Annotated in this window: 16 protein-coding genes and 2 pseudogenes; 9 read left to right on the top strand and 9 right to left on the bottom strand. The window is 68.0% G+C overall.

Going from position 1 to position 22,075, the window contains the following annotated elements; genetic code table 11:
* Window positions 1–109 precede the first annotated feature (109 nt).
* Together A4U64_RS27475 and A4U64_RS28420 are read right to left on the bottom strand one after the other, a co-directional pair.
* Entirely contained in the window at window positions 110–868 is a 759-nt protein-coding gene (locus A4U64_RS27475; protein WP_065923729.1) for an ATP-binding protein, read from the bottom strand.
* Window positions 865–1,491 carry a Mu transposase domain-containing protein gene (locus A4U64_RS28420; protein WP_232334220.1) on the bottom strand — a complete coding sequence of 209 codons (627 nt, stop codon included), beginning with the start codon at window positions 1,489–1,491 and terminating at the stop codon, window positions 865–867. The genes A4U64_RS27475 and A4U64_RS28420 overlap by 4 nt, the downstream gene beginning before the upstream one ends.
* A gap of 26 nt (window positions 1,492–1,517) precedes the next feature.
* On the opposite strand from A4U64_RS28420, the pseudogene A4U64_RS29010 reads away from it, so the two are divergent.
* Window positions 1,518–2,087, top strand: a pseudogene (locus A4U64_RS29010) (transposase); the annotation flags it as partial.
* Window positions 2,088–2,185: 98 nt separating this feature from the next.
* On the opposite strand, the gene A4U64_RS27460 reads toward A4U64_RS29010, so the two are convergent.
* From A4U64_RS27460 to A4U64_RS27445, 4 genes are all read right to left on the bottom strand, one after another.
* The gene (locus A4U64_RS27460; RefSeq protein WP_065923727.1) at window positions 2,186–4,534 is read right to left on the bottom strand and encodes an ABC transporter permease; all 2,349 of its coding nucleotides are present in this window, start codon (window positions 4,532–4,534) and stop codon (window positions 2,186–2,188) included.
* Between the two features lie 2 nt (window positions 4,535–4,536).
* Entirely contained in the window at window positions 4,537–5,256 is a 720-nt protein-coding gene (locus tag A4U64_RS27455) for an ABC transporter ATP-binding protein (protein WP_065923726.1), read from the bottom strand.
* Complete coding sequence (locus A4U64_RS27450) at window positions 5,253–5,849, bottom strand: TetR/AcrR family transcriptional regulator (protein WP_065923725.1); 597 nt, start codon at window positions 5,847–5,849, stop codon at window positions 5,253–5,255. The genes A4U64_RS27455 and A4U64_RS27450 overlap by 4 nt, the downstream gene beginning before the upstream one ends.
* A 279-nt stretch (window positions 5,850–6,128) precedes the next feature.
* Window positions 6,129–8,606, bottom strand: a complete 2,478-nt coding sequence (locus tag A4U64_RS27445) for a plasma-membrane proton-efflux P-type ATPase (protein WP_065923724.1) — start codon at window positions 8,604–8,606, stop codon at window positions 6,129–6,131.
* A 567-nt stretch (window positions 8,607–9,173) separates the two neighbouring features.
* Here A4U64_RS27445 and A4U64_RS29180 point away from each other — a divergent pair.
* The 6 genes from A4U64_RS29180 to A4U64_RS27405 all read left to right on the top strand — a co-directional run bounded on the left by A4U64_RS29180 (window position 9,174) and on the right by A4U64_RS27405 (window position 14,643).
* Complete coding sequence (locus tag A4U64_RS29180) at window positions 9,174–9,941, top strand: universal stress protein (protein WP_335740043.1); 768 nt, start codon at window positions 9,174–9,176, stop codon at window positions 9,939–9,941.
* 712 nt (window positions 9,942–10,653) lie between these two features.
* Complete coding sequence (locus tag A4U64_RS27430; protein WP_065923722.1) at window positions 10,654–11,373, top strand: potassium channel family protein; 720 nt, start codon at window positions 10,654–10,656, stop codon at window positions 11,371–11,373.
* Window positions 11,374–11,729: 356 nt separating this feature from the next.
* Window positions 11,730–11,948 (top strand): hypothetical protein, encoded by a 219-nt coding sequence (locus A4U64_RS27425; protein ID WP_003934313.1) that lies wholly within the window; start codon window positions 11,730–11,732, stop codon window positions 11,946–11,948.
* Window positions 11,949–12,469: 521 nt separating this feature from the next.
* Complete coding sequence (locus A4U64_RS27420) at window positions 12,470–12,691, top strand: lipopolysaccharide assembly protein LapA domain-containing protein (protein WP_003934314.1); 222 nt, start codon at window positions 12,470–12,472, stop codon at window positions 12,689–12,691.
* A 519-nt stretch (window positions 12,692–13,210) separates the two neighbouring features.
* On the top strand, window positions 13,211–13,798 hold the full coding sequence (locus A4U64_RS27410; protein WP_003934316.1) for an AMIN-like domain-containing (lipo)protein: 588 nt from the start codon (window positions 13,211–13,213) through the stop codon (window positions 13,796–13,798).
* 359 nt (window positions 13,799–14,157) lie between these two features.
* Window positions 14,158–14,643: a hypothetical protein gene (locus A4U64_RS27405; RefSeq protein ID WP_065923720.1), complete on the top strand. Its 486-nt coding sequence runs from the start codon at window positions 14,158–14,160 to the stop codon at window positions 14,641–14,643.
* 642 nt (window positions 14,644–15,285) lie between these two features.
* On the opposite strand, the pseudogene A4U64_RS29000 reads toward A4U64_RS27405, so the two are convergent.
* Window positions 15,286–15,507: pseudogene (locus tag A4U64_RS29000) on the bottom strand (ANTAR domain-containing protein); the annotation flags it as partial.
* Between the two features lie 1,023 nt (window positions 15,508–16,530).
* Between A4U64_RS29000 and A4U64_RS27395 the strand changes: the two are divergent.
* Window positions 16,531–17,046 carry a MarR family winged helix-turn-helix transcriptional regulator gene (locus A4U64_RS27395; RefSeq protein WP_065923756.1) on the top strand — a complete coding sequence of 172 codons (516 nt, stop codon included), beginning with the start codon at window positions 16,531–16,533 and terminating at the stop codon, window positions 17,044–17,046.
* A 38-nt stretch (window positions 17,047–17,084) separates the two neighbouring features.
* On the opposite strand, the gene A4U64_RS27390 is transcribed toward A4U64_RS27395, so the two are convergent.
* Window positions 17,085–18,116, bottom strand: coding sequence for an SDR family oxidoreductase (locus A4U64_RS27390; RefSeq protein ID WP_065923718.1), 1,032 nt, complete (start codon window positions 18,114–18,116; stop codon window positions 17,085–17,087).
* 34 nt (window positions 18,117–18,150) lie between these two features.
* A complete protein-coding gene (locus tag A4U64_RS27385) occupies window positions 18,151–19,932 on the bottom strand; it encodes a glycoside hydrolase family 15 protein (RefSeq protein ID WP_065923717.1) in 1,782 nt (593 codons plus the stop codon).
* A gap of 330 nt (window positions 19,933–20,262) precedes the next feature.
* On the opposite strand from A4U64_RS27385, the gene A4U64_RS27380 reads away from it, so the two are divergent.
* Window positions 20,263–22,056 (top strand): thiamine pyrophosphate-requiring protein, encoded by a 1,794-nt coding sequence (locus A4U64_RS27380; RefSeq protein ID WP_065923755.1) that lies wholly within the window; start codon window positions 20,263–20,265, stop codon window positions 22,054–22,056.
* Window positions 22,057–22,075: the final 19 nt, after the last annotated feature.

Raw genomic sequence — 22,075 nt, 5'->3', positions numbered from 1 at the left:
GCGAGAGCACGGTTGTTTGGGACGTGTTTCGAGTAGCGCGGTTCTGGTGATCGGGTAGCGGTCGGACGGGTACCGGATAGCGGTGCCTGCCCGTCCGACCGCTGGGTCGCTACGGTGTCGCCGTGGCGAGGTGTCGTCTCATGTTGGGTCCGTCGAGGGCGACGATCTCGGCACCGGCGACGATCCGGTTGAGGATCGATTCGGCAATGACCGCGTCCTGGAGCGACTTGTACCAGTCAGGCGGATCGAACTGGGAGGTCACCAGAGTCGAGCCGCGGCCTTCGCGGGCGGCCAGGATGTTGAGCAGTTCGGCCGCGGTGTGCGGGGCCACCGGGGTGGTCAGGAAGTCGTCGAGGACCAGCAGGTCGCAGTTGTGCAGGTCGGTGAGGAAGTCCAGCCGTCGCTGCGAGGTCGGTTCCAGCACGGCGAGGCGGTTGGCCAGGTCGTGGAGCCGGAAGAATCTCGCGGTGTAGTACTTTCGGCACGCAGCGTTGAGCAGCGCCTGGGCGAGGTCGGTCTTGCCCACGCTGGACTGGCCGAGGACGACGAGATTGCGGGTGGCGTCGATCCATTGACAGCTGGAAAGTCGTGCGATCAGCTCGCGGTTGACGTTGCGGTCAGGCAGGTAGCGGATCTCTTCTACGCAGGCATCGGGGTTTGGCGGTCTGGAGGCCTTGAGTAGTTTCTGGGTCCGGCGTTCCTGCCTGGCCGTGATCTCTTTGTCCAGGGCGTGGAAGATCTTCTGGGAGAAGGTCCACTCGTCGCAGGCGGGGTCGTTGGCCAGGTCGATGACGGTCTGTCCGAACGCGGTCATCCGCAGCTGGGTGAACAGCGGCATGTCGGCGTCGGTGAGGTGGCGATCGATCACTGCAGCTCCTCCCGGCTCGCGGTGCCGGTGCTCGGGCGCCCGGTCGGGGCGGCGAGGCTGAACTGCTCGGGCCCGGCCAGATGCGCCCCGGTGGTGTCTCGCCGCCCTGGCGGCGGCTCCAGCGGTATCGTGGTCGCCGGCGCCGCGGTCGTGGTGGTGGGCCGGGCAGCGGCTTGGGCCCGCAGAACCGCGAGGTGCTGTTTGACCGCGGTGTAGCTGATCGCCCGGCGTGAGGTCTCGGAGATCAGTTGCCCGCAGGCGCGTTCGAGCAACTGCTTGTTCTCGCCCCGTGCCAGGGCGAGGATGTTCTGGCACGACCGGTAGCCCTGAGCTTCGATGCGCTGGCGATCGAGCACCTCACCGATCGCGGCGACGGTGTTCGGGCCGACCTTGTGGGCCTGGCGCACGAAGTAGGCCCGCGACCACAGGTCCGCGGACTGCAGGTGCTGGGCGGGCACATGGTCCGGATCAGTCACGAATGAGTGCCGCCGCCCGCAGACCGTGTGGGAGGCGATGACCTCGCCGCCGCGCATGATCGTCAGGGTCTGGCCGGTGATCTTCACATCGACGTGTTGGCCGACGAAGGTGTGGGGCACCGAGTACTTCACCGTGGCGATCTCCACGTGATCGCCTCGACGGTGTCGAACGCGCGATCCGGCTGTTGGTCGATCACCGTGAAGACCTGGTCGCCGAACGCACTCGCATCATTTCCCGGCTGCGGTGGCATCTGCACGAACTCGACCCGGAATGGGCACCGCCCACGAAATGGACCGGGCCAGCGCTTTCGACAAGATCGACGCGCACGCCGCGACGTTCACCGGTCTCGTCGCCGACCTGACCGCCCGCCTCGTCGCCCACCTGCGCCGACTGACCGTCGAGATCGACGAACTCGCCACCGCGATCACCTCGCGGATCACTCCGCTGGCGCCGTCCTTGTTGGCGATTCCAGGCTGCGCCGCGTTGACGGCGGCGAAGATCATCGGTGAGACCGGCTGGCATCGACCGGTTTCGTTCCAAGGACGCCTTCGCCCGGCACACCGGCACCGCACCGCTGCCGGTGCGGTCGTCCAACCGGGCTCGACATCGTCTCTCGCGCACCGGGAACCGACAACTCAACGCCGCGCTGCACCGCATCGCGCTCACCCAGGCCCGGTGTCACGCTGACGCCCGGGCACTGTTGGCCCGCAGGAAAGCCGACGGTGACGGCAGCCGCGGAGCACACTGCGCGCGTCCGTGCCACTGGAACCGAACCGGACTCCGATACGGCAGGGGTGCCGGTGCTGCGCAGCACCACCGACCGGCCCTATTGCCGGGGTGTCATTGTGCGCGTTCGCGGACGACGCGGGCGATGTCGATGCGTCGGACCAACCGTGCGGCGGGGAGTTGGGAGACGGCTGCGGCGGCGAGGACCGCGGCGGCGGCGAGGATCAGCGGTGTGGGTCCGAGGGACAGGTCGAGACTGAACAGATCGCTGTTGAACGATCGCAGGAAAAGCCAGGCGGCGCCGACGCCGGCGGCGAGGCCGAGTGGGACGGCGAGCAGAGTGGCGGCGAGGTTTTCGGCCGCCAATGCCGCGGTGAGTCTGCGGACCGGGGCACCGGCGGCGCGTAGGGTGGCGAGTTCGGTGGTGCGTTCGGCGAGGTTGACGGTCATGGTCACGTAGATGACGGTGAACGCGAGCACGGCGCCGAGGGCGAGCATGGCGCCGACGAACACCCAGAACAGGGCGAGGAAGCTGTCGAGTTGATGCTCGAGCGCGTGGGTGTCGGTGTAGGCGACCACTCCGGTGGTGTCGGTGGCGGCGGCGCGTATCCGGTCGCGGTCCGCGCCGGGAGCGAAGCGGAGCAGGTAGCCGTCGGTTCCGCCGGCGATGATGGATCCGGCAGTGGCGTTGGTCGCATACAGGGCGGTGCCGAGCGGTTCGTCGAGCAGCCCGGCGAGGCGGACTCGGCGTGCGGATCCGCCGCCGTCGGGAATCACGGTGACGTCGTCGCCGACGTGCACGCCGAGTCTGCCGGCGAGGGCGGCGCCGGCGAGGACGCCGTCGCCGGGCAGGGTGCGGGTGGCGCCGTCGGGGGTGCGGAAGCCGTGCATGACGGTGGTGGGTTCGAGTCCGGTCAGCGACGTCGGGTATGTGTTCCCGTGGGCGGCGACGGTGACACGCCCGAGCCGGGTGGGTTCGACGGCGATGACTCCGGGTAGTGACTGCAGTTGTAGGGCGGTGTTCGTCGTTCCTGGTGCGACGAGGACGGTGGCGTCCTCGCGTTGGATCTGCCCGAACTGGATGTCGAGCATGGTACGCATGCTGGTGAGCATGCCGACCGAGGCGAGGACCAGGATGAGCGCCAGCACGGCACCGAGCATGGTGGCGGCGGTACGGCGTGGGCTGCGGGTCAGCGACCGCAGCGCCATCCTCGCCACCACCGGGAGTCGCTCCCACCGGGCGGAGAGCCGGGTGAGTGGACCCATCCGGACCGTGTGGACGCCGTCGCCGCGCATCGCATCGGCGGGTGCGGTGCGGGCGGCAGCGATCGCGGGCGCGAGCGCGGCGATCAGCCCGGTGACCAGGCCGAGGACGAACCCGAGGACGGCGGTGGGGAGGCGGTGCTCGATCACGGTGTCGGGCACGTGCAGCGCGGTCGTGTAGGCGGTGGTGACCGCGGAGGTTGCGGCCGCGCCGGCGAGCACCCCGGCGACCGAACCGACGCCAGCGACGATCACCCCGTACCAGAGGTAGTGCCGCACGACCGCGCCTCGGCGTGCACCCATCGCGAGCAGCGTGCCGATGACCTGGCGTTCGGCGTAGACGAGCCGGGTGATCAGCACGTATTCGGCGATCGCGGCGGCGGTGAGGAACAGGGCGGGAAACCCGACGGCCATTTCGGAGAAGCCGTTGAGGTCTTCGCGCAGGGTGGCGTTCGACGGCTGATCGGCGCGGGTCTGCACGTCGACAGCGCCGGCGGTTCGCAGCAGGCCGGCGACGTGATCGCGGTCGGCTTGCGTCGGGGTGCCGGTCATCTCGACCAGCGTCTGGTTGGCCCCGGTACGCCCGGACAGGGTCTCGGCGAGTCGTTCGGGCGCGAACAGCACCGCGAACGCGTGCGGGTCGCCGAGGACGTCTTGGCGGTCGCGGGCGGGCCAGAGGTATTCCGGTGATTGCGCAATCCCGGAAACGGTCACCTGCTGCCACCGGGCGCCGTCGAAGACCTCCAGCCGGTCCCCGGTTGCGAGGTGGAAGGTGTCGGCGGCGTGGCGCTCCACAACCACCTGGTCGGGATGGGCGGGGTCGGGCTCGTGGCCTGCGGTGAGGTCGAACTCGTTGATGCCACGGTCGACGGCCGCGGGTGTGCCGACGACCCGGCCGACGAGTTTGGTGCCGCCGATAGTCATCGGCTGGTCGGTTTGGGTGCGCGTCGCGACGCGGGCGACGCCCGGCGCGCCGCGAACGGCCGCGGCGATCGTGTCGGGGTCGCCGCCGGTGGCGGTCAGGTCGGCGAAATGCGTTCTGTCGTAGGTGCGGTCGTAGGAGGCTTGCAGGTTGCGGAACGAGTCGTAGCTGGCGACGTACAGCAGCACACCGAGCATTACCGTCACGGCGATCGCGGTGACCTGCGGCAGTCGGCGCAGCAGGTCACGCACCGCTTTCTTGGTCAGGGTCCGGTTCATGGTCACCACCGGATCGTCGCGGCGTCGGCCGGTGTGGGGTTGCGGTCTTCGGAGACGACGACGCCGTCACGCATCCGGACGACGTGGTCGGCGATGTCGGCGGCGACCTCGTTGTGGGTCACCATGATCACGCCGCGTCCGGCGCGGCTGGTCTGCTGCAACAGTTCGAGGACGCTGCGTCCGGCCGCGACGTCCAGGGCACCGGTCGGTTCGTCGGCCAGCAGCAGGTCCGGGTCGGTCGCCAACGCACGGGCGATCGATACGCGTTGCTGCTGCCCACCCGACAGTTGCGCCGGGAAATGCCCGGCTCGGTCCGACAGTCCGACTGCAGCAAGAAGATCCGGAACCCGGCGGCGGTCACCGCGGCCGGTCAGTTCGATCACCACCTCCATGTTCTCCCGGGCGGTCAAGCTGGGGATCAGGTTGAAGAACTGGAAGACGAAACCGATGTGCGCGCGGCGGAAGTCGCCCAGATCGCTGGGCCGTCGTCCCGAGATACGCTCTCCGGCCACCGTGATCGTCCCGGTATCGGCGGATTCGATACCGCCGATCACGTTCAGCAATGTCGTCTTGCCCGATCCGCTCGGGCCCAGGACGGCGACGAGTTCACCGGCGGGGATGTCGAGGTCGACTGCGCGCAGGGCGTGCACCGCGGCCTCCCCCGCGCCGTAGGTCTTGCCCACCTCGCGCAACCGGATCCCGCCGCGTTTGCCGTCGGTCATGGCGAACCTCCCTGGTTCTCGCCGTGGGCATCCAAGCCCGCCAGACGCCGCAGTGCCCGCCGGACGTCGAGGTCACGCACCTGCGGGTCGATCAGCCGGTGCAGTACCAGCCCGTCGAGCGCTGCCATCAACAGCGCCGCACTCGCCTCCGGGTTCACGACGGCGGCCTTCTCCCGGCGCAGCCACTGCGCCATCACGGCACGGGACTCGCGCAACAGTTCCGCGAGACCGTCGCGGAGGCGCTCGTGGCGGGTTGCCGCGAGCAGCATCTCGGTGAACGTCGTCGTCGTCGGATCGGTCGAGTCGTACGAGGTGGCGGCGTCGAGCATCCGGCCCAGGCCACCCAATCCCGACTCCGCGGTCGCCGCCTCGACGATCCGACCGACTTCCCGCCGGGCCGCCTCCAGCGACGCGTCGACCAGCAGATCGGTGACCGACGTGAAGTGATAGTGCACCAACCCCGGCCGCAGCCCGGCACGCTCGGCGACCGACCGGGTGGTGACCGACCCCCAGCCCCGCTCCGCGATCAATCCGAGCGCCGCTTCCATCAGCTGCGCCCGGGTTTGCCGGCCCTGTTCCGCGGACGTGACCACGACGAACCATTCTGCTTGGGCATACGCCCTGGTCGTTTACCTGGGTCGTATGCCCAAACGATACTCCGGTGAGGTCAGGGTGTTCAACCAGGAGACCTCGTCCTCACCGGTACCGACGCGCGCGTTACCACCGACCGGCGGTCCCCTTCCCGCCGCCCGGCCCTTCGCCCTGCTGACCATGTCGTCGCGGTGCCTCTGGCTGTAGGGTCGGCGATCCGGGCGAGTGGCCGGAGTTTCTGCCGGCGTTGTTCTTCGGGGACGCGCCACCTAATCTCGACGCTAGGCGGGTCGGGCGGCCGCAGGATGAGTGCCGAGCCAGTGGTGGGCGGCGAGTTTGAGGCGGTCCTCGACGAGGAACCAGATCAACGCGTAGATCCAGACGATGCCGGCCCAGCCCCAGCCGAGTGGGGTCATAAGGATGCCGTAGACGGCGATGAGGGTGGCGATGACCTGGGTTCCGACGACGGCGCCGAGCAGGATCGGGGCGGGGGCGGGTCGGGTCCAGAAGGGGCCGCGAGTGCGGGTGACGAAGATGGTGAGGTGCCCGGAGACGGAGAGTTTGAGGTAGATCAGGGTGCGGATGAGGTCGTGGCTGAGGCCGAAGACCTGGTCGGCGAGGGCGAAGAGCAGGAACGTCTCGGCCACACCCATCAGCCCCAGCGCTGTGGCGATGGTGAGCACGGAGCGCATGTCCCAGGCCGCGGGCCGGTTCGAGCCGCGGACGCGGTCGTAGGCGATGGACAGGATCGCTCCGTCGTTCAGCAGCGCCAGGAACACGATCATTATGGGGGTGACGGGGAAGAAGTCGACCGCCACGATCGCCAGCGTGATCAGCAGCAGCACGCGGATGGTCTCGGCGATGCGATAGGTGGCGTAGCTGGTCATCCGGGCGAAGATCTCCCGGGCCTGCCGGATCGCATCAACAATGACGGACAGGCCGGGGGCGAGCAGAACCACGTCGGCGGCGGCCCGGGCTGCGTCGGTGGCGCCGGCGACCGCGATCCCGGCGTCGGCCTGTTTGAGGGCAGGTGCGTCGTTGACACCGTCACCGGTCATGCCGACGATGTGCCCGCGGGCCTGCAGAAGTTTGACGATGCGGTATTTGTGTTCGGGGAAGACCTGGGCGAAGCCGTCCGCGGCCTCGACGCGTTTCGCGAGGACCTCTTCGGTGTCGGCGGGCGCCCCATCCGGCTGCCCGGGGTCCAGGACGGTGGCGTCGAGGATATGTTCACCGAGGCCGATGCGGTGGGCGATCTCGCGGCCGATGGCCTTCTGGTCGCCGGTGACCATCTTCACGTCCACCCCGAGTCGGCGGGCCGCGGTGACGGTGGCGGCCGAGTCTTCCCTTGGGGGGTCGGCCAGCGGCAGGACCCCCAGGAGCTGCCAGCCGTGTGGGCCGTCGCGGCGGGCCACGCCGAGGGAACGGTAGCCGCGGGAGGCGAAGTGCTCCACCACGGCATCGATGTCTTTCGCCGCGGAGTCAGTAGTGCACAGGGCTGCGATGACCTGCGGGGCCCCCTTGCTGACCTGGTAGGAGCCGGTGTCGGGATCGCCGGTCACGGTGGCCTGGGTGCGTTTGGAGACCGGGTCGAACGGGACGAACTCGGTCACCGCGAGTCCCGGCGGGGGAGTCGGGGCGGCGGCGAGGACGGCCAGGTCGAGGGTGTCCTGGTCTTCCGCGCGGGAGGCGAGGGCCGCAGCGTGAAGCAGGTTATCGGGATCGATGCCTGGGGCGGTCCAGGGGGTGGCGACGGCCAGCCGGTTCTGGGTGAGGGTGCCGGTCTTGTCCGAGCACAGCACGTCGATGCCGCCCAGTTCCTCCACCGCCGGCAGGTGGGACACGACGGCCTGGCGGCGGGCCAGGTGCCGGGCGCCGACCGCCATGGTCACCGACAGCACCGCGGGCAGCGCGACCGGCACCGAGGCGATCGTGACCACCAGCGCGAACTCGAGTACCGACAGCACCGGGTTCCCGCGTGCCACCGACACGATCACGGTGAGCGTTACCAGCGCCAGCGCCAGCACGATCAGGTAGTGGCCGATGCGGAGCACCGCCCGCTGGAAATGGGAGACCGTGCCGGCGGTCTTCACCAGGGCGGTGGTGCGGCCGTAGAAACTGGCCGCACCCGTGGCGTGCACCACGGCGTCGGCCTCGCCGCGCACGACCACCGCCCCGGAATACAGCACATCCCCATCGGTGCGGCTGACCGGCAGCGATTCTCCGGTCAGCGCCGACTGGTCCACCTGCAGCGACGCGCCCTCGAGCAGTCGGGCGTCCGCCGGTGCGACATCACCCAGCCGGACCCGGATCACATCTCCGGGCACCAGCTCCCGCACCGCCACCGTGGTCCATGCCCCGTCTCGCCGCACCCGCGCGGTGGTTGCCAGCCGCTGCTTCAGCGCAGCGATGGCATTCGCCGCCTGATGCTCTTCGAGGAAGGCCACCACCGCGTTCATCGCCAGCAGCACGCCGATGATCGCGGCATCGGCCCAGTGCCGCACCACCAGCGACAGCACCAGCGCAGCCTCGATCATCCACGAGATCGGCCCCCAGAAGTAGCTTGCGAGCACCAGCAACTGGTTGCGGTGTTCCTCGGCGATCTCGTTCGGCCCGTACCGCACAAGCCGTTCCCGCGATTGTTCGGCGGTCAAACCCTCGGAAGACGTCTCCAACGCGGTCAGCACCTGCGGCAGCGGCACGCGGTCCAAGTCGCGCGTGGGCGGTGCGGCTCCGGTGTTCGGCTGGTTCGATGCCATACATCGGTCCGTTCTCGTCGTGACCGACGATCTTCGTGAGCGCGTCCCTCGCGCCGTCCCATGTCCGGGCTTTGGACGCTTCTGAGGACGGTCGCCGGAACAGCCTGCCCTCGCCGACGGAATAGCCCGGCGGGGAGGATCTTTCACAAACTGCGCTGCCTCACCCATCAAGGACGGGCGTTATGGGTCGGGAGATCCTTCTCGCTGTCCCGGACTGCACCGAGGGGTATTCGTCGAACGCGGCGATGGCGGGGCCCGTGCAGCTGTCCGAAGCTCTCGTGCCTCTGCCAACTCGCGTGCCGCAACTCTCGGACAGGTGCGCGCAGTTCCTGCTGTACGTCCTTGCCGTGCCTATGCTGTGCACCTGACTCTCATTGTGGTGGCTCGGTCATGGCGGCTGCGCTACCCCGGCCTTCCCCGGATCACAGCACTTCCAAATTGCGAGGAGACCGACGAAGATCAGAGCCTCCCTCGTCGCCAGTGTGACCCCGCGGCGAAAAACCCGCTAGGGCCGTTGGGCCCCGCAGGGCATATGCCGACGGCTCTCATCGAGACGTCGCTGTGCGAATGCTCCCCGACCCCCACACCCGCGTCTACGCCGACCGGCGCCGCGCCGAGGGCAGGACCGACCGCGCGATCCGTCGTATCCTCGAGCGCTACTTCGCCCGGAGCATCTACCGACATCTCAACGCGGCCGCGTCCGGGGTCGACGAGATATCGAAGCTTCATAGGGACCCCCGGTGGACCATGCTCACACTGATCAAGCCGAATCGTGCGGTCGGCGGCTGTTGCTGGCGCGCTCGTCGTAGATGTCGCGAGCCGTCGGCACCACCGGGTAAATTCAAGCGTATGGAGGAGGCCACGGGCCCCACGCAGGCATCTGGCAGCGGCAATGCGCTACAGGCGCGAGTGGTGGTCGGCGTCGACGGGTCGGGCCCGTCGATCGAAGCGCTGCGGTGGGCGGCCCGACTGGCGCACTCGCTCGGGGCCACGATCGAAGCGACGATTGCGTGGCACCCCGCCCACACCTACGGCTTCTACCCGTACCCGGCGGACTACCGCCCCGATCAGGAGGCGGCCGGAATACTCTCAGATGCGATTACCGCCGCATTCGAGAGCGCCCCACCGCCCAGGCTCGTCGAATCGGTGCGCGAAGGGCACCCCTCGCAGGTGCTGATCGACGCCGCCCGTCACGCACAGATGCTCGTCGTCGGCAGCCGCGGTCACGGCGGGTTCACGGGTCTGCTGCTGGGCTCGGTCAGCGCCTACTGCGCCGAACACGCGCCTTGCCCGGTCTTGGTGGTACGCCCGCAAAACCCGACCGCCGAGCACTGACGGACACTCGCTTCCTGGACGGATTCTGCGACCCGGTGCCGACTGTGGCGTCGGGGACGACAGTCACCGGGCACGAGCGGTTCCTTCAGGTACCTCGGACGACAGGGCCGATCGTGATGATCGCTGCGACGACCATGGCGAACATGTCCTCGGCCCACTCGACCACCGGGTCAACGCCGCTCGCTCGGCTGTCGAACTGATCCGCCGATCACGGCGGGCACCGGCAGTGCTCTCCTCGGTACAACTGTTGCGAAGCCGCATACGGTGTGAGAATGGCGGTATGGGTCCAACGGCTCGACCCTCTTCGCAAAGTCGCCGCGGCGGTGAGAAATTCGATACCCGGCTCGATGCGCTGAGGTAGGCGTCGCGGGCGCTGGCCGGCGGACGATGGCCTACCCGGGACCGGCTTGGCGCTGCGGCACCCGCACGATACCGGCCAGGGCGAAGTCCGGACGATCGGTGAGTACATCCGAGCAGGCCGGCCGGCGGCGAGGGTCGGTCACCACCGCCGCATTCCCGCATCGGCGACAGAAGTCACCCCATCGAACGTCGCGCACGAGCAGTGCGGTCGCGGCACCGCGTGTTCGCACAGGGTCGTTGGTTTCGTCTCGTCGAGCACCCTAACCGGATCCGGGTCCCACCGAGCAGGCCGAGGCCGGGAAGATCCCACCCCGGTATGAGCGCGGTCGTACCATTCGGTCACGATCGGTCGATGACCGAACAACGTTGGCAGCAGCTATCCGAATGGCCGTTGATCGTCGCCGCGGCGGCGTTTCTCGGCGCCTACGCCTGGACCGTGCTCAGTCCTGCGGCCGGAGCAGCGGCACAGCTCGCCGAGCTCGTCATGTGGGGTACCTGGGTATTGTTCGCCGGGGACTTCGTGGTGCGCCTGACGCTGGCGCCGCGCCCGGCCCGGTGGCTGCTGCACCATCTGCACGAGGTGGCGATGGTCGTCCTGCCGGTGTTCCGGCCACTGCGCCTGCTGCGGCTGGTGACCCTGTTGGGAGTGCTGCAACGCTCGGCCGGCACGGCGGTGCGCGGACGGGTGGTGATGTACGCCGCGGGCTCGACGCTGTTACTGCTGATCATCTCGTCGTTGGCGATGCTCGACTCCGAACGCGGCGCCCCCGACGCGTCGATCGAAACCTATCCCGAAGCACTGTGGTGGTCGACGGTCACTGTCACCACGGTCGGCTACGGCGACTTCTCCCCCGTCACCACCACCGGACGGTTGATCGCGGTGGCGTTGATGATCGCCGGCATCGCACTGCTGGGTGTGATCACCGCAACGCTCGCCTCCTGGCTCGTCGAGCGTGTGGGCGAACAGGACGAGGCGCACCAGGCCGTTACCCGGGCGCAGGTCGCGGACCTGACTGCGGAGATCGCCGCGCTACGCGCACAATTCGCCGCCCGCGATGGCCGGGATCGGTGAGCTGTGGTCCTATCGTGCGAGGTTCAGGTCTCACCAGCCACGAATTGACTTCGAGCGAACCGAGGTATTGCAATCGCATAACCATCGGTGTTCGACCACGTCGGCGTCTTGGCACGTCTGCACCGGATTACTAGGGTGGACTCTGGAAACGAAAGCGCAAGATCCGCTGTTGATTTGGATCTAGCCCGCAGACTGCAATGGTTGCGTCACCACAACGAGCAACGTATCGGAGGGCGCACCCCAGCCGGCACCGTCGGCCGGATCGAGGATCCCGGCCCAGCGCTGCGCGCATCCGGTCGGAACGGCCGACCGAGCACCGCGCTCGATGCCACCGCTTTCGTGGACAGGAGCACACGATGCGAACCAGAAACCGCCTATCCGGCCTGCTCGGCTTCCTGATACTGATCTGGCTGATCATCGGCGCCGTCGCCGCAGGACAACGCGGATACTACGGCGACGCCTCGACCAACTGCGCCAGCGTCGGCACCATCGCGGTGACCATCGTGGCCGGCCCCCTGAACTACATGGGAGTCAACCCCACCGTGGACTGCGAATATCCGCAACCCACCAGTTGAACAGGATCATGGACCCGTATTCCTCCCCACAGCCGACCGTGACCACCGAATGGATCAAACTGCACCTGGACCGGATGCACAGGTCCACCCCGACAGAGGTGCCCGACACCGCAGGCAGTGACCCGGACCCGACCGCGCCGACCGACCGGCACTGACCCCTGCCCGGCGGAACCCTGCGCCCAGATCGTGCACCCACCGGACATCGCGACCGCCGACGCGGCCTCCCGTGGACGCGATATCTCGTCCGCCCAAGGGACAGCGCCGGTCCTCGAGAACACCGAGGAATCCCTACTATCCCCTCGCCGTTGCCGTCTACCTGCTCGTGGCCCTGTGGCAAGGCACCCTCGGCATCTTCTGATCCGCAGCGACCACGCGCTACTGCTCCCCGATCCGGCGGAGCCGACCCGATGGAGAAACCGATCATGCGTACCCGCCACTCCCACCCTGACCCGTCCCCCACCGATCCCGCAGACCGAACCGCACCAGCAGCCGGGGCGGTCGGACCGACACGCACCGGCCGGATGCTGGTGGCACTGGCAGTCGGGGCAGTGATCACCATCGTGCTGCTGGTGTTCATCCTGCAGAACACCGAACGCACCGCCATCGCGTTCCTCGGCTGGGACTTCACCCTGCCTCTGGGGGTGGCGCTGCTGTTCGCCGCACTCGCCGGACTGTTGATCGCCGCGGTGATCGGCGGTGCCCGCATCTGGCAACTGCGCCACGCCTACCGGAAAGCGCAGTGATACACGGAACTCCGGGTCGGCGCCCCGCCGGTCACGACGAGAGGAGATCCTGCCGAACCCCCGACGCACCCTGCACCCCGTCGCGTACCCGGTCGGTAACCGTCGCGTTTGGACGCTTATCGTCTGCGTCGTGACCGCGGCAGTGCTCGTCGGATGCGAGGCAGGACAGCTCACCCAGCAGGCTGCCATCGACGACACCAACGCAGAAGTCGGCGACCTCCTGCTGCGGAATGTGCACTTCGAGGTCGAACCCAATTCCTTGCCGAGGCGATCCGACCCGGCCCGACCCCCGATGCCCGCCACCCTGGAACGAGCCGGTGCGATCCCTTCGAGGTGCCCGTCCACGCATGGACAACGGCCGAACCCTTGCCCACCGAGCGGCCCCTCTCACCTCTGCCGACGCGCCCGTGAACGCCTGCTACCGCTGCGCAAGATGGGTTCTCGCGTCCGCGTTGCACAACAATGCAAATCTAGACCGAGCCCGGTTTGTCCTGCCTTCACCGGGGTCACTCTCAGAACATGAATCCCACTACTCACATCCGCATCCCGTTGGCTGCCGTCACTGCCGCGCTGGCACTGACCGGATGTTCGTCCACACCCGATGAACCCGCTCCCGTCCCGACCCCAGCCGTCGCAGCGGCCCTCGTCACCCCTACCCCCGGCACCCTCCCGGTCGACGCAACGGACAAGACTGCACCAGCCGACGCCGACGCGGCGCTGACCGTCACCGACATCCGCACCGGCACCCATGACGCGTTCGATCGTGTGGTCTACGAACTCGACGGCCGCGGTACCCCAGGCTGGCGGGTCGGCTATGTCGAGCGCGCGATCGAGGTCGGCAGCGGCGACACCGTACCCGTCGCTGGCGATGCCGTCCTCGAGGTCCGCATCAGCGGCTCCGCCTATCCGTTCACCAGCGACGTCACCCCCTATACCGGGCCCTTTCCCGTCCGCGCGACACCGGGCGGCCCGGTCGTCGAGGCCACCGGCACGACGATCTTCGAAGGCACCACCCAGTCCTTCATCGGCGTCACAGATCCGGCCCCACCCTTCGCCGTGTACTCGCTCGACGATCCGGCTCGCGTGGTCATCGACGTCGCCCGCTGACATAGACATCGTGCACGCCGGGAACACCGCCACAGCGACAACTGCCTCGTCCCCACCGGCACGGCGACCATCCGGCAACCCCACCTGTCCCTGACCCCCACGCAGCCCGAGGACCGCTCCCCGGCACCGAACCGACGCCGACCCGGCATGATCGGTCCGTCGTCGAGGACAACCGTCGCCGCCGACACTGCCGTCCCGCGGCGAGTCGGCCACGAGGAGAGGACGTTCGGACCCGTGCGCGCCGCTCCTCGGGCAGCGACCGGCGCCGTGGGCACGGTAACCGTCCGGACGGTCGGTGAACCCCGCATTCGATCAGCCACTGAAGGTGTGAGACCGACGACAGCCGGGCACCCTCGAATATGGCGCACGACCCCGCAGAGGCTCCCCGCGCAGCCGGCCTCGGCGGTCGACTGCTCACCTTCGCCGGCGACGGCGAGTTCTCGGCGCTCTCCGGCGCGGTCACCGCGCTGGTCTGTGCCCCCAGCACCGACCACGCCGGCTACGGTGACGTGCTCGAATGGACGGTCACCACCACCGCCGAGGTCATCGCCCTCAAACTGGGGCCGATCGTCAACGGCGGCATCGCCGACTATCACATCAAGATCAGGACCCCCGAGGGGCGGATTGTCGAGATCGGGGAGCTGCCCGCACCCGAATGCCACCTGTGGATCGCGATCGTCGATGCACTGACCGGAGACACCCACCGAGCACGCCACCATCTGGCTCCCGTCGTCCACGGCACCGACCGCGAGGGACAGATCAGGGCGCTGCTCGAGGCACTTGCCTGGCTCGACCGCCTGCTCGACATACCCGCATTCCCCGAGCCCGATACCGCCACCGGATAGACCCGAGCGAGCGAAGACTCTGGCGGCGACCGCTGGCACCTGTCGGCGTAGGTGTATCAGCACGGTCGAATCGGCGTGACACCAGCCCGGGTACGAGCCGTCACTCGTATCAGCAGCCTCTGCGGCAAAGATGCATCGTCGCTGGCGGCGAGTCGCCCCCTCCCGAGGAACGGGTGCTTCTCCTGGCGGGGCAGGCGAGAAAACGCGGGGCGGGAGGCGAGGAGAAGAAACATTCCCCCACGGACGGTCCCGGTCGGTGTTCGAGATGCTGCCCGGGACATGATCACCGACAACTGACACTCGACCGCGCTGCGCGACGCCCTCCATCTGGGCCTGGCCGGCACGGCCTGCCACAGCGACTACCCCGAGCGAGGTAGACATCGCCACCTACCAGGTGCAGTTTCCCTCCCCTTGCGCGTCCCACCACTACGCGCACCGGCTCCACTCCTCACGCACCACTCGATAGGTCGGCTCGTGGGGGGTGTGGTGGAGCATCGAGGCCGGGCTTCCTGCTCGGCGTGACACCACGTGTCGTCGGGTCCGTCGAGGCGACCGGCGCCGCACAGCCCGAGGCGGCACCGAGGGGACGGGGACACGGGCGGCGCAGGAGGACCGGTGCTCCCCCTGGGGCGGATGTTCGGTTTCGGCAAGCTTGCGGGCGATCTCCACGAGTGGTGCGTTGCGGTCCTGAGAGAGTTGGCGCAGCAGCCCGAAGGCGCGGTCGGCGTCGACGGAGAAACGATCCATCAAGATGCCCTTGGCCTGGCCGATGATGTCCCGGGAGGCCAGGGCACTACGGAACTGCTCTTCGCGTTGTGCGGCGATCACCGCGACGGCGGCACGGGTGGCCAGGGTGATGCCGGCGTGCTCGCCCCCGGGAATCAGGTCGACCGCGGCGTGGGTGATCACCTCGAAGGTGCAGTCCAGGCTGGCGTGCTTGTCGCGCATCTCGCGGGCGGTGTGTTCGAGTGCCTCGCGCAGGCGCCGCTCGAACGAATCCCCCTCCGGCTCACCGCTGCCGGCGCCGGGTTGCTCGTTGGCCATCACCCCATGGTTCCACGGGCAGGCTCTGGCGGGTGGCCGGTTACCTGCGCCGAGAACGGGTACCGCCATATCAGCCGGGGCCGGCCGTTCCGGAGCGGCGCCGCGGTCAGGCGTGGCCGGTTCAGCAGCGCAGCCAGCGATGCCACCAGCGCGAGCGCGCCGCGGTTACCCCTGAGGATCCGGTTGCGGGGGCCGCCCGGTGTGCGCGGGTGCGAACAGCACCCTCACGGCGCCGCGGCTCTTCGGTAGGGTTTGCCACAGTCACCGTCGCACCCCCCGCACGGTGACCGAGACCCCGCCGGAGGTGCCCCCATTCTCTCCGGCGGGGTTTCCGAGTTCGATCTCCGGCTCGTGCCGCCCCGAGCGTGCGACACGGCACAGCAGCTGGTTCGGACTGCGCCCGGCAGGGTTGCGCAGTCCCGAAATTCGTTCCTTCGGGGAAGACGGACCGCGGAGCATCGCATGAGGCTTCTTTCAGTCTTCTGACGGTGCTTCCAGTCCGGGAAACGGGGCGTGCAGCAGTCCGCAACCGGATGCAGGGATTCGCGAATCCTCATCGGAGTGCTCGCGGGTCCGGGGGATGGTGTGCTGCCCGAATCGGGGACCGGTGTGTTCTTCGAGCGACTCCTGACGCCGTGCAGAATGCTTCGATCGTCTCCCGCGTGCGGGATTCCGGTCGGTCAGGAGGTGAGGCCTCGGTCCAGCTTGCCGGGTCACACCGTCGAAGACGAGCACCGAGCGTGCCGCCGACGCGCTGAATCTACCGGGGCGGACTGTAGTGGCTCGATGACTGCGGGGACGCAATGGTTGCTGGTGTACCTAATCTACGGGCAGGATGACACCATGGATTCGACGGCTCGTCCTGCCTCGCAGAAGCGCCGCGGTGGAAAGAAGTTCGACACTCAGGTCGACGCGGTGATGTGGGCGTCGCGTGCTCTGGTCGGGATCGCGGCGACGTCGGTGGCAGAGGTCGAGGACCGGGTGAGCATCCCGCAGTTGCGCATTCTCGTGTTGGTCGGCACTCGGGGACCGCTCAATCTCGCTGCCGTGGCGGAGGCATTGGAGGTCAATCCCTCCAATGCCAGCCGAGCGGTCGATCGATTGATCAAACTGGGATTGTTGGACCGCCGCGATTCTCCGTCCGATCGCCGCAATCTCGAGCTTACGTTGACGCCCGAGGGGACAGAGCTGGTTCGGACGGTGACTGAGCACCGTCGCTGTGCCATCGCCGCCGTGCTGCGGCGGTTGAGTGCGCAGGAGCGGGACAGTCTGGCGTCTGCGTTCGATGCCTTCGCGACCGCTGCTGGAGAACCCACCCACGGGGATGCGCTGACCTTGCTCTGGCCGCTCGCACCATGACGGCTGGAGTGAATTCGGAAGACCGACTTCGGCAGCGGTTACCGTGAGGACTCGACTCGGCGGCCGACCAGTGCCGCAGCGCCGACCGCGCCTACCGCGCCCAGTGCTGTTGCGATCAGTCCGTGATGCCTGGACAGCCACGCTTGTGCACTCGAGGTCTTGGCGCGGTCGTCGAACGCGCCGTGCGCGGTGAAGTCTTTGCCTTCCGGTCCGTCCGCGGGATGCCAGAGATTGACCGGCTGATCCGGATCGCGGGGTCGGTCTGTTTGCTGGGATTCGTATCCCGTCCGGGCGAGATACCGATCGAGAAGACCAGGAGCGATGGCGTTGGCTGCGAGGGTGGCGGCGGTGCTGCCGCCTATCCAGTATTCACGACGGTGCGGATGGTCCGCCGCGTGCAGGACCGCTCGAGCGGCTACTTCCGGCTGGTAGATCGGAGGTACCGGTTGGGCCTGGCGAGGAAGTCTCGATAAGACCCAGGAGAACTGCGGGGTGTTGACCGCGGGCATCTGCACCATCGTCACGTGCACGTTGCTTTTCTCGTGCAGGAGTTCGCACCGCAGTGCTTCGTGGAATCCCTGAATGGCGTGCTTGGAGCCGCAGTAGGCGCTCTGCAGCGGAATCCCTCGGTAGGCGAGCGCTGAGCCGACCTGGACGATGGTCCCGCGGTCACGTGGCATCATCCTGCTCAGCGCGGCCATCGTTCCGTAGACGAAACCCAGGTAGTTCACTTCCGTCACTCGTTTGAACTCGGCCGCGGAGATATCGGTGAAGGGCGCGAACACCGAGGTGAACGCCACGTTGACCCACACATCGATTCGGCCGAACTGTTCCTCGGCCGCAGCTGCGGCGGCCTCCACCGCGTCGGGGTCGGCGACATCGGTGGGCACGGTCAGTGCCTGTCCGCCTGCGGCTTCGACTTCCCGAGCGGCCGCTGCCAATCCGAGTTCACCTCGTGCCAGCAAGACCACCTTGGCGTGGCGGTGTCCGAAGGAACGGGCCACTGCACGGCCTATTCCGGCGCTGGCGCCGGTGACGACGACGACTTGACCTGTAGGAGAGGTAGTCATGGGAACGGTCCTTTCCGTCACCGACCGGCTGTCCTCATCCTCGGGATCTCCAAGGACGCGCCAGTCGTTGAGCCGATTCGAGTAACAGTGCGTGGACGAAGGCCTGGGGGAGGTTGCCTCGCAGTTGCCGCTCGATGACATCGAATTCTTCTGTGAACAGCGCGGGCGAGCCGCATGCGGCGCGGTTGCGTTCGAACCAGCGCACGGCTTCGAACGAGTTGCCCTGTTGATGGTCGGCCAACGCCATGACGAACCCGCAGAGCAAGAAGGCCCCTTCCGCCTCCGCGAGAGGACGGTCGTCGTGTCGGAAGCGGTACACATAGCCGTCGCGGCCGAGTTCCGTGCGGACAGCGTCGAGTGTGTGCCGGCTCGTCGGATGGTCCGGTGGCAGGGCTCCTCGGAGGGTGGGAAGGAGCAGTGCTGCGTCGACCCGTTCGTCATCGGGAGCGCGTTGCCATCTTCCGGAGGGATGGACGCATTCGGTCACAGCGGACCTGGTCAACGTGTCGGCGAGGCTGCTCCAATGATCGCGCTGGATGCGGGGGGCGACCGCGGCAACGGCCCGCAGCCCGGCTGCACACGTCAATGTCGAATGTGTCCAGCGACGGGTGTGCAATTCCCAGATTCCGGCGTCGGGCTCTGTCCATCGCGACTCGATGGCCGCCGCGGCAGCCTCCACGGCACGCCAGTGCGGTTGTTCCAAGCGGTCGCGGCGGGATGCGGCGGCGAAAAGCAACAGCGCTTCTCCGAACGTGTCGAGCTGGAATTGCTGGTTCACCCAGTTGCCGACGACGACTTTGCCCCCCGGGTATCCCGGTAGCGGCGGAGTGCTCTGGGAAGGGACCGGACCTCCGCCGACGGTGTAGGCCGGCTTCAGTTGGGGGCCGTCGGCGAGCAGGCGGTCGCTGACGAAGTTGATCGCGGCGTCGAGCAGAGGATGCGGGCCGTAGACCGCCGTCGCGTGACCGGCATAGCACTGGTCACGGATCCAGCAGTACCGGTAATCGTAGTTGCGGCCCTGAGCGGCTCGTTCGGGCAAGGCGGTGGTCGCGGCGGCCACCATGCCACCGCTGTCGCTGGTCAGGCCCGTCAGAACGGCGGTCGCGTGGCGTGCATCCCGGTCGGCGAGTGTGCCGTGGATCGGTGCTGTCGCAGCCGCCCATGCCTGCTCCGTGCGGCGCCACACGGCTTCAGCAGAGGGCGTCGCCGTGGCGAACGGGCGATCGGAGATTTCGAGCAGCAAATCATGGGTGCGGCCCGAGTGCAGTTCCAGCCGCATTTCGAAACCGGTGGCGCTCGAAGTGGCCGTGCCGGCACCCTGCCACCTCAGATGCAACGGGCCGGCCCGCGCATGCCACACGCCGTCGCGGAGCGTCGGACACTCCATACCCCGACCTTCGTAGCCCACCCGGACTCGCAGTGCCACCCGCAGTCGGGCGTCGCCCTCGACGGCGATCAGGCGGCGAAGGATCACTACCGTGTGCGGATCTGCGGGCATGGCGAGAGCCTCGCGGCATTCGACGATGCCGTTGTCCACCCATCGACTGCGCCAGATCAGGGTGCCGTCCTCGTAGTAGCCACCCCACACGAACCGGGAGGTATCCGGAGCGACGACGTACGTCCCGGTTCCGCCGAGCAGAGTCGAGAACACCGGCTCGGAATGCCACAGCGGGGCGCACATCCATGCGAAATCCCCGCGCGGACCGATCAGAGCTCCTCGCTCACCATCGGCAACGAAGGAGTACTCCCGCAGCACGTGCGGGGCGACATCTGCGTCCGGTGCGACATCTGCGTCGAACCGAGGAATGGGAACCATGGACTCCGCTTCGATTCGTGAACTCGGGGACGGCCGACAAGAGTTGCGCGGCCGTATCACACCGTCCCTATCTTGCTACTCGCAATGGTTGTTCTTCCGCAACCTTTGTCTATCGGTTGCCGGACTCGTGCGCAAGGACAATCATGGTCCCTAGTGGGCTCGGCCACCCCGATGCGGGACTCCGAACGAACAACCCCGCGAGCCACTACCGACGTCGACCACGGTGGACGGCGCAGCGGATGCACGCCTCGCGCCACCCGGATCGGTTCGAACCGGACTCGCCCACCGACATTCGAAATGCACGCAGTGTCACCCGACAAGGAGGCACCGATGGCCAGCGCAAAGGTAGCCGACTATCTACTCGAGCGGCTCCGCTCCTGGGGCGTCGAGCACGTGTTCGCCTACGCCGGTGACGGCATCAACGCAATGCTCGCCGCATGGGGTAGAGCCGGCAACAGCCCGCAGTTCGTGCAGTCCCGGCACGAGGAGATGAGCGCCTTCGAAGCGGTCGGTTATGCGAAGTTCACCGGCCGCCTCGGGGTCTGCATGGCGACGTCGGGTCCGGGCGCGATCCACCTGCTCAACGGTCTGTACGACGCCAAACTCGACCACGTGCCCGTGGTGGCGATCGTCGGCCAGACGAATCGCAGCGCGATGGGCGGGTCCTACCAGCAGGAGGTCGACCTGCTCAGCCTCTACAAGGACGTCGCGAGCGACTACGTGCAGATGGTCACCGTGCCCGAACAACTCCCCAATGTGCTCGACCGGGCGATCCGGATCGCCCTCACTCAGCGCGCCCCCACGGCACTGATCGTTCCCGCGGACGTGCAGGAACTGGACTATTCGCCGCCGACACACGAGTTCAAGATGGTCCCGTCGAGTCTCGGTGTCGACTGGCCCACCGTCGCCCCGGACGACGAGGCGATCGCCCGCGCCGCCGAGATCCTCAACCACGGCGAGAAGGTGGCCCTGCTGGTGGGCAACGGGGCCCGCGGTGCCCGGGCGGAGATCGAGCAGGTGGCCGATCTGCTCGGCGCCGGGGCAGCCAAGGCGTTGCTGGGCAAGGATGTACTGTCCGACGAACTACCGTGGGTGACCGGCTCCATCGGCCTGCTGGGCACCCGGCCCAGCTACGAGATGATGCGCGAGTGCGACACTCTGCTGACGATCGGCTCGAGCTTCCCGTACACCCAGTTCCTGCCCGAGTACGGCCAGGCCCGCGGGGTGCAGATCGACATCGACGGCCGGCTCGTCGGCATGCGCTACCCCAACGAGGTCAATCTGGTTGCGGATGCGCGTACCGCGCTCCGAGCGCTGATTCCGCACCTGAGGCGGAAAAAGAACCGCGCCTGGCGGGAGAAGATCGAGTCCGACGTCGCGCGGTGGTGGGAAACCATGGAGATGGAGGCCGCGGTGCCGGCCGATCCCGTGAATCCGCTCAAGTTGTTCGCCGAACTCTCCCCGCGGCTGCCCGACGACGCGATCGTCACCGCGGATTCGGGTTCGTCCGCGAACTGGTACGCCCGGCAGTTGCGTTTCCGCGGCCGGATGCGCGGGTCGTTGTCGGGCACGCTGGCGACGATGGGTCCCGGGGTGCCGTACGGGATCGGCGCCAAGTTCGGCCACCCCGAGCGGCCGGTAATCGTTTTCGCCGGCGACGGCGCGATGCAGATGAACGGGATGGCCGAGCTGATCACGATCAAGCACTATTGGCAGAGCTGGAGCGATCCCCGGCTGATCGTCGCGGTCCTGCACAACAACGACCTCAACCAGGTCACCTGGGAGATGCGGGCCATGTCCGGTGCACCGAAATTCGCCGAATCCCAGACTCTTCCGGACGTGGACTACGCAGCTTTCGCGTCGAGTCTGGGCATGCAGGCGATCACCGTCACCGATCCGGACGACGTAGGCGGAGCCTGGGACGCCGCACTGTCGGCCGATCGGCCCACCGTCCTCGACGTGCACACCGATCCGAACATGCCCCCCATCCCCCCGCATGCCACCTGGGAACAGTTCAAGGCCGCGACCGCTGCGGTGCTCGGCGGGGACGAGGACGGCTGGGACTTCGTCAAGGAAGGCATCCGAACCAAGGCCCAGGAATTCATGCCCCACACGAGCACCTGACGACCGGCCGCGAGTATCG

The organism is Rhodococcus sp. WB1, from assembly GCF_001700945.1.
In the GTDB taxonomy this organism is placed as follows: domain Bacteria; phylum Actinomycetota; class Actinomycetes; order Mycobacteriales; family Mycobacteriaceae; genus Rhodococcus; species Rhodococcus aetherivorans.
This window is presented reverse-complemented; position numbering and strand designations above follow the sequence as displayed.

Bases quoted from the DNA above. Each gene is read 5' to 3' on its own strand.
- A4U64_RS27460 (WP_065923727.1), bottom strand. From the start codon at position 4,534: ATGAACCGGACCCTGACCAAGAAAGCGGTGCGTGACCTGCTGCGCCGA.
- A4U64_RS27455 (WP_065923726.1), bottom strand. From the start codon at position 5,256: ATGACCGACGGCAAACGCGGCGGGATCCGGTTGCGCGAGGTGGGCAAG.
- A4U64_RS27445 (WP_065923724.1), bottom strand. From the start codon at position 8,606: ATGGCATCGAACCAGCCGAACACCGGAGCCGCACCGCCCACGCGCGAC.
- A4U64_RS27405 (WP_065923720.1), top strand. From the start codon at position 14,158: ATGGCGCACGACCCCGCAGAGGCTCCCCGCGCAGCCGGCCTCGGCGGT.
- A4U64_RS29180 (WP_335740043.1), top strand. From the start codon at position 9,174: ATGCTCCCCGACCCCCACACCCGCGTCTACGCCGACCGGCGCCGCGCC.
- A4U64_RS27380 (WP_065923755.1), top strand. From the start codon at position 20,263: ATGGCCAGCGCAAAGGTAGCCGACTATCTACTCGAGCGGCTCCGCTCC.
- A4U64_RS27410 (WP_003934316.1), top strand. From the start codon at position 13,211: ATGAATCCCACTACTCACATCCGCATCCCGTTGGCTGCCGTCACTGCC.
- A4U64_RS27430 (WP_065923722.1), top strand. From the start codon at position 10,654: ATGACCGAACAACGTTGGCAGCAGCTATCCGAATGGCCGTTGATCGTC.
- A4U64_RS27390 (WP_065923718.1), bottom strand. From the start codon at position 18,116: ATGACTACCTCTCCTACAGGTCAAGTCGTCGTCGTCACCGGCGCCAGC.
- A4U64_RS27385 (WP_065923717.1), bottom strand. From the start codon at position 19,932: ATGGTTCCCATTCCTCGGTTCGACGCAGATGTCGCACCGGACGCAGAT.
- A4U64_RS27395 (WP_065923756.1), top strand. From the start codon at position 16,531: ATGGATTCGACGGCTCGTCCTGCCTCGCAGAAGCGCCGCGGTGGAAAG.
- A4U64_RS27420 (WP_003934314.1), top strand. From the start codon at position 12,470: ATGCTGGTGGCACTGGCAGTCGGGGCAGTGATCACCATCGTGCTGCTG.
- A4U64_RS27425 (WP_003934313.1), top strand. From the start codon at position 11,730: ATGCGAACCAGAAACCGCCTATCCGGCCTGCTCGGCTTCCTGATACTG.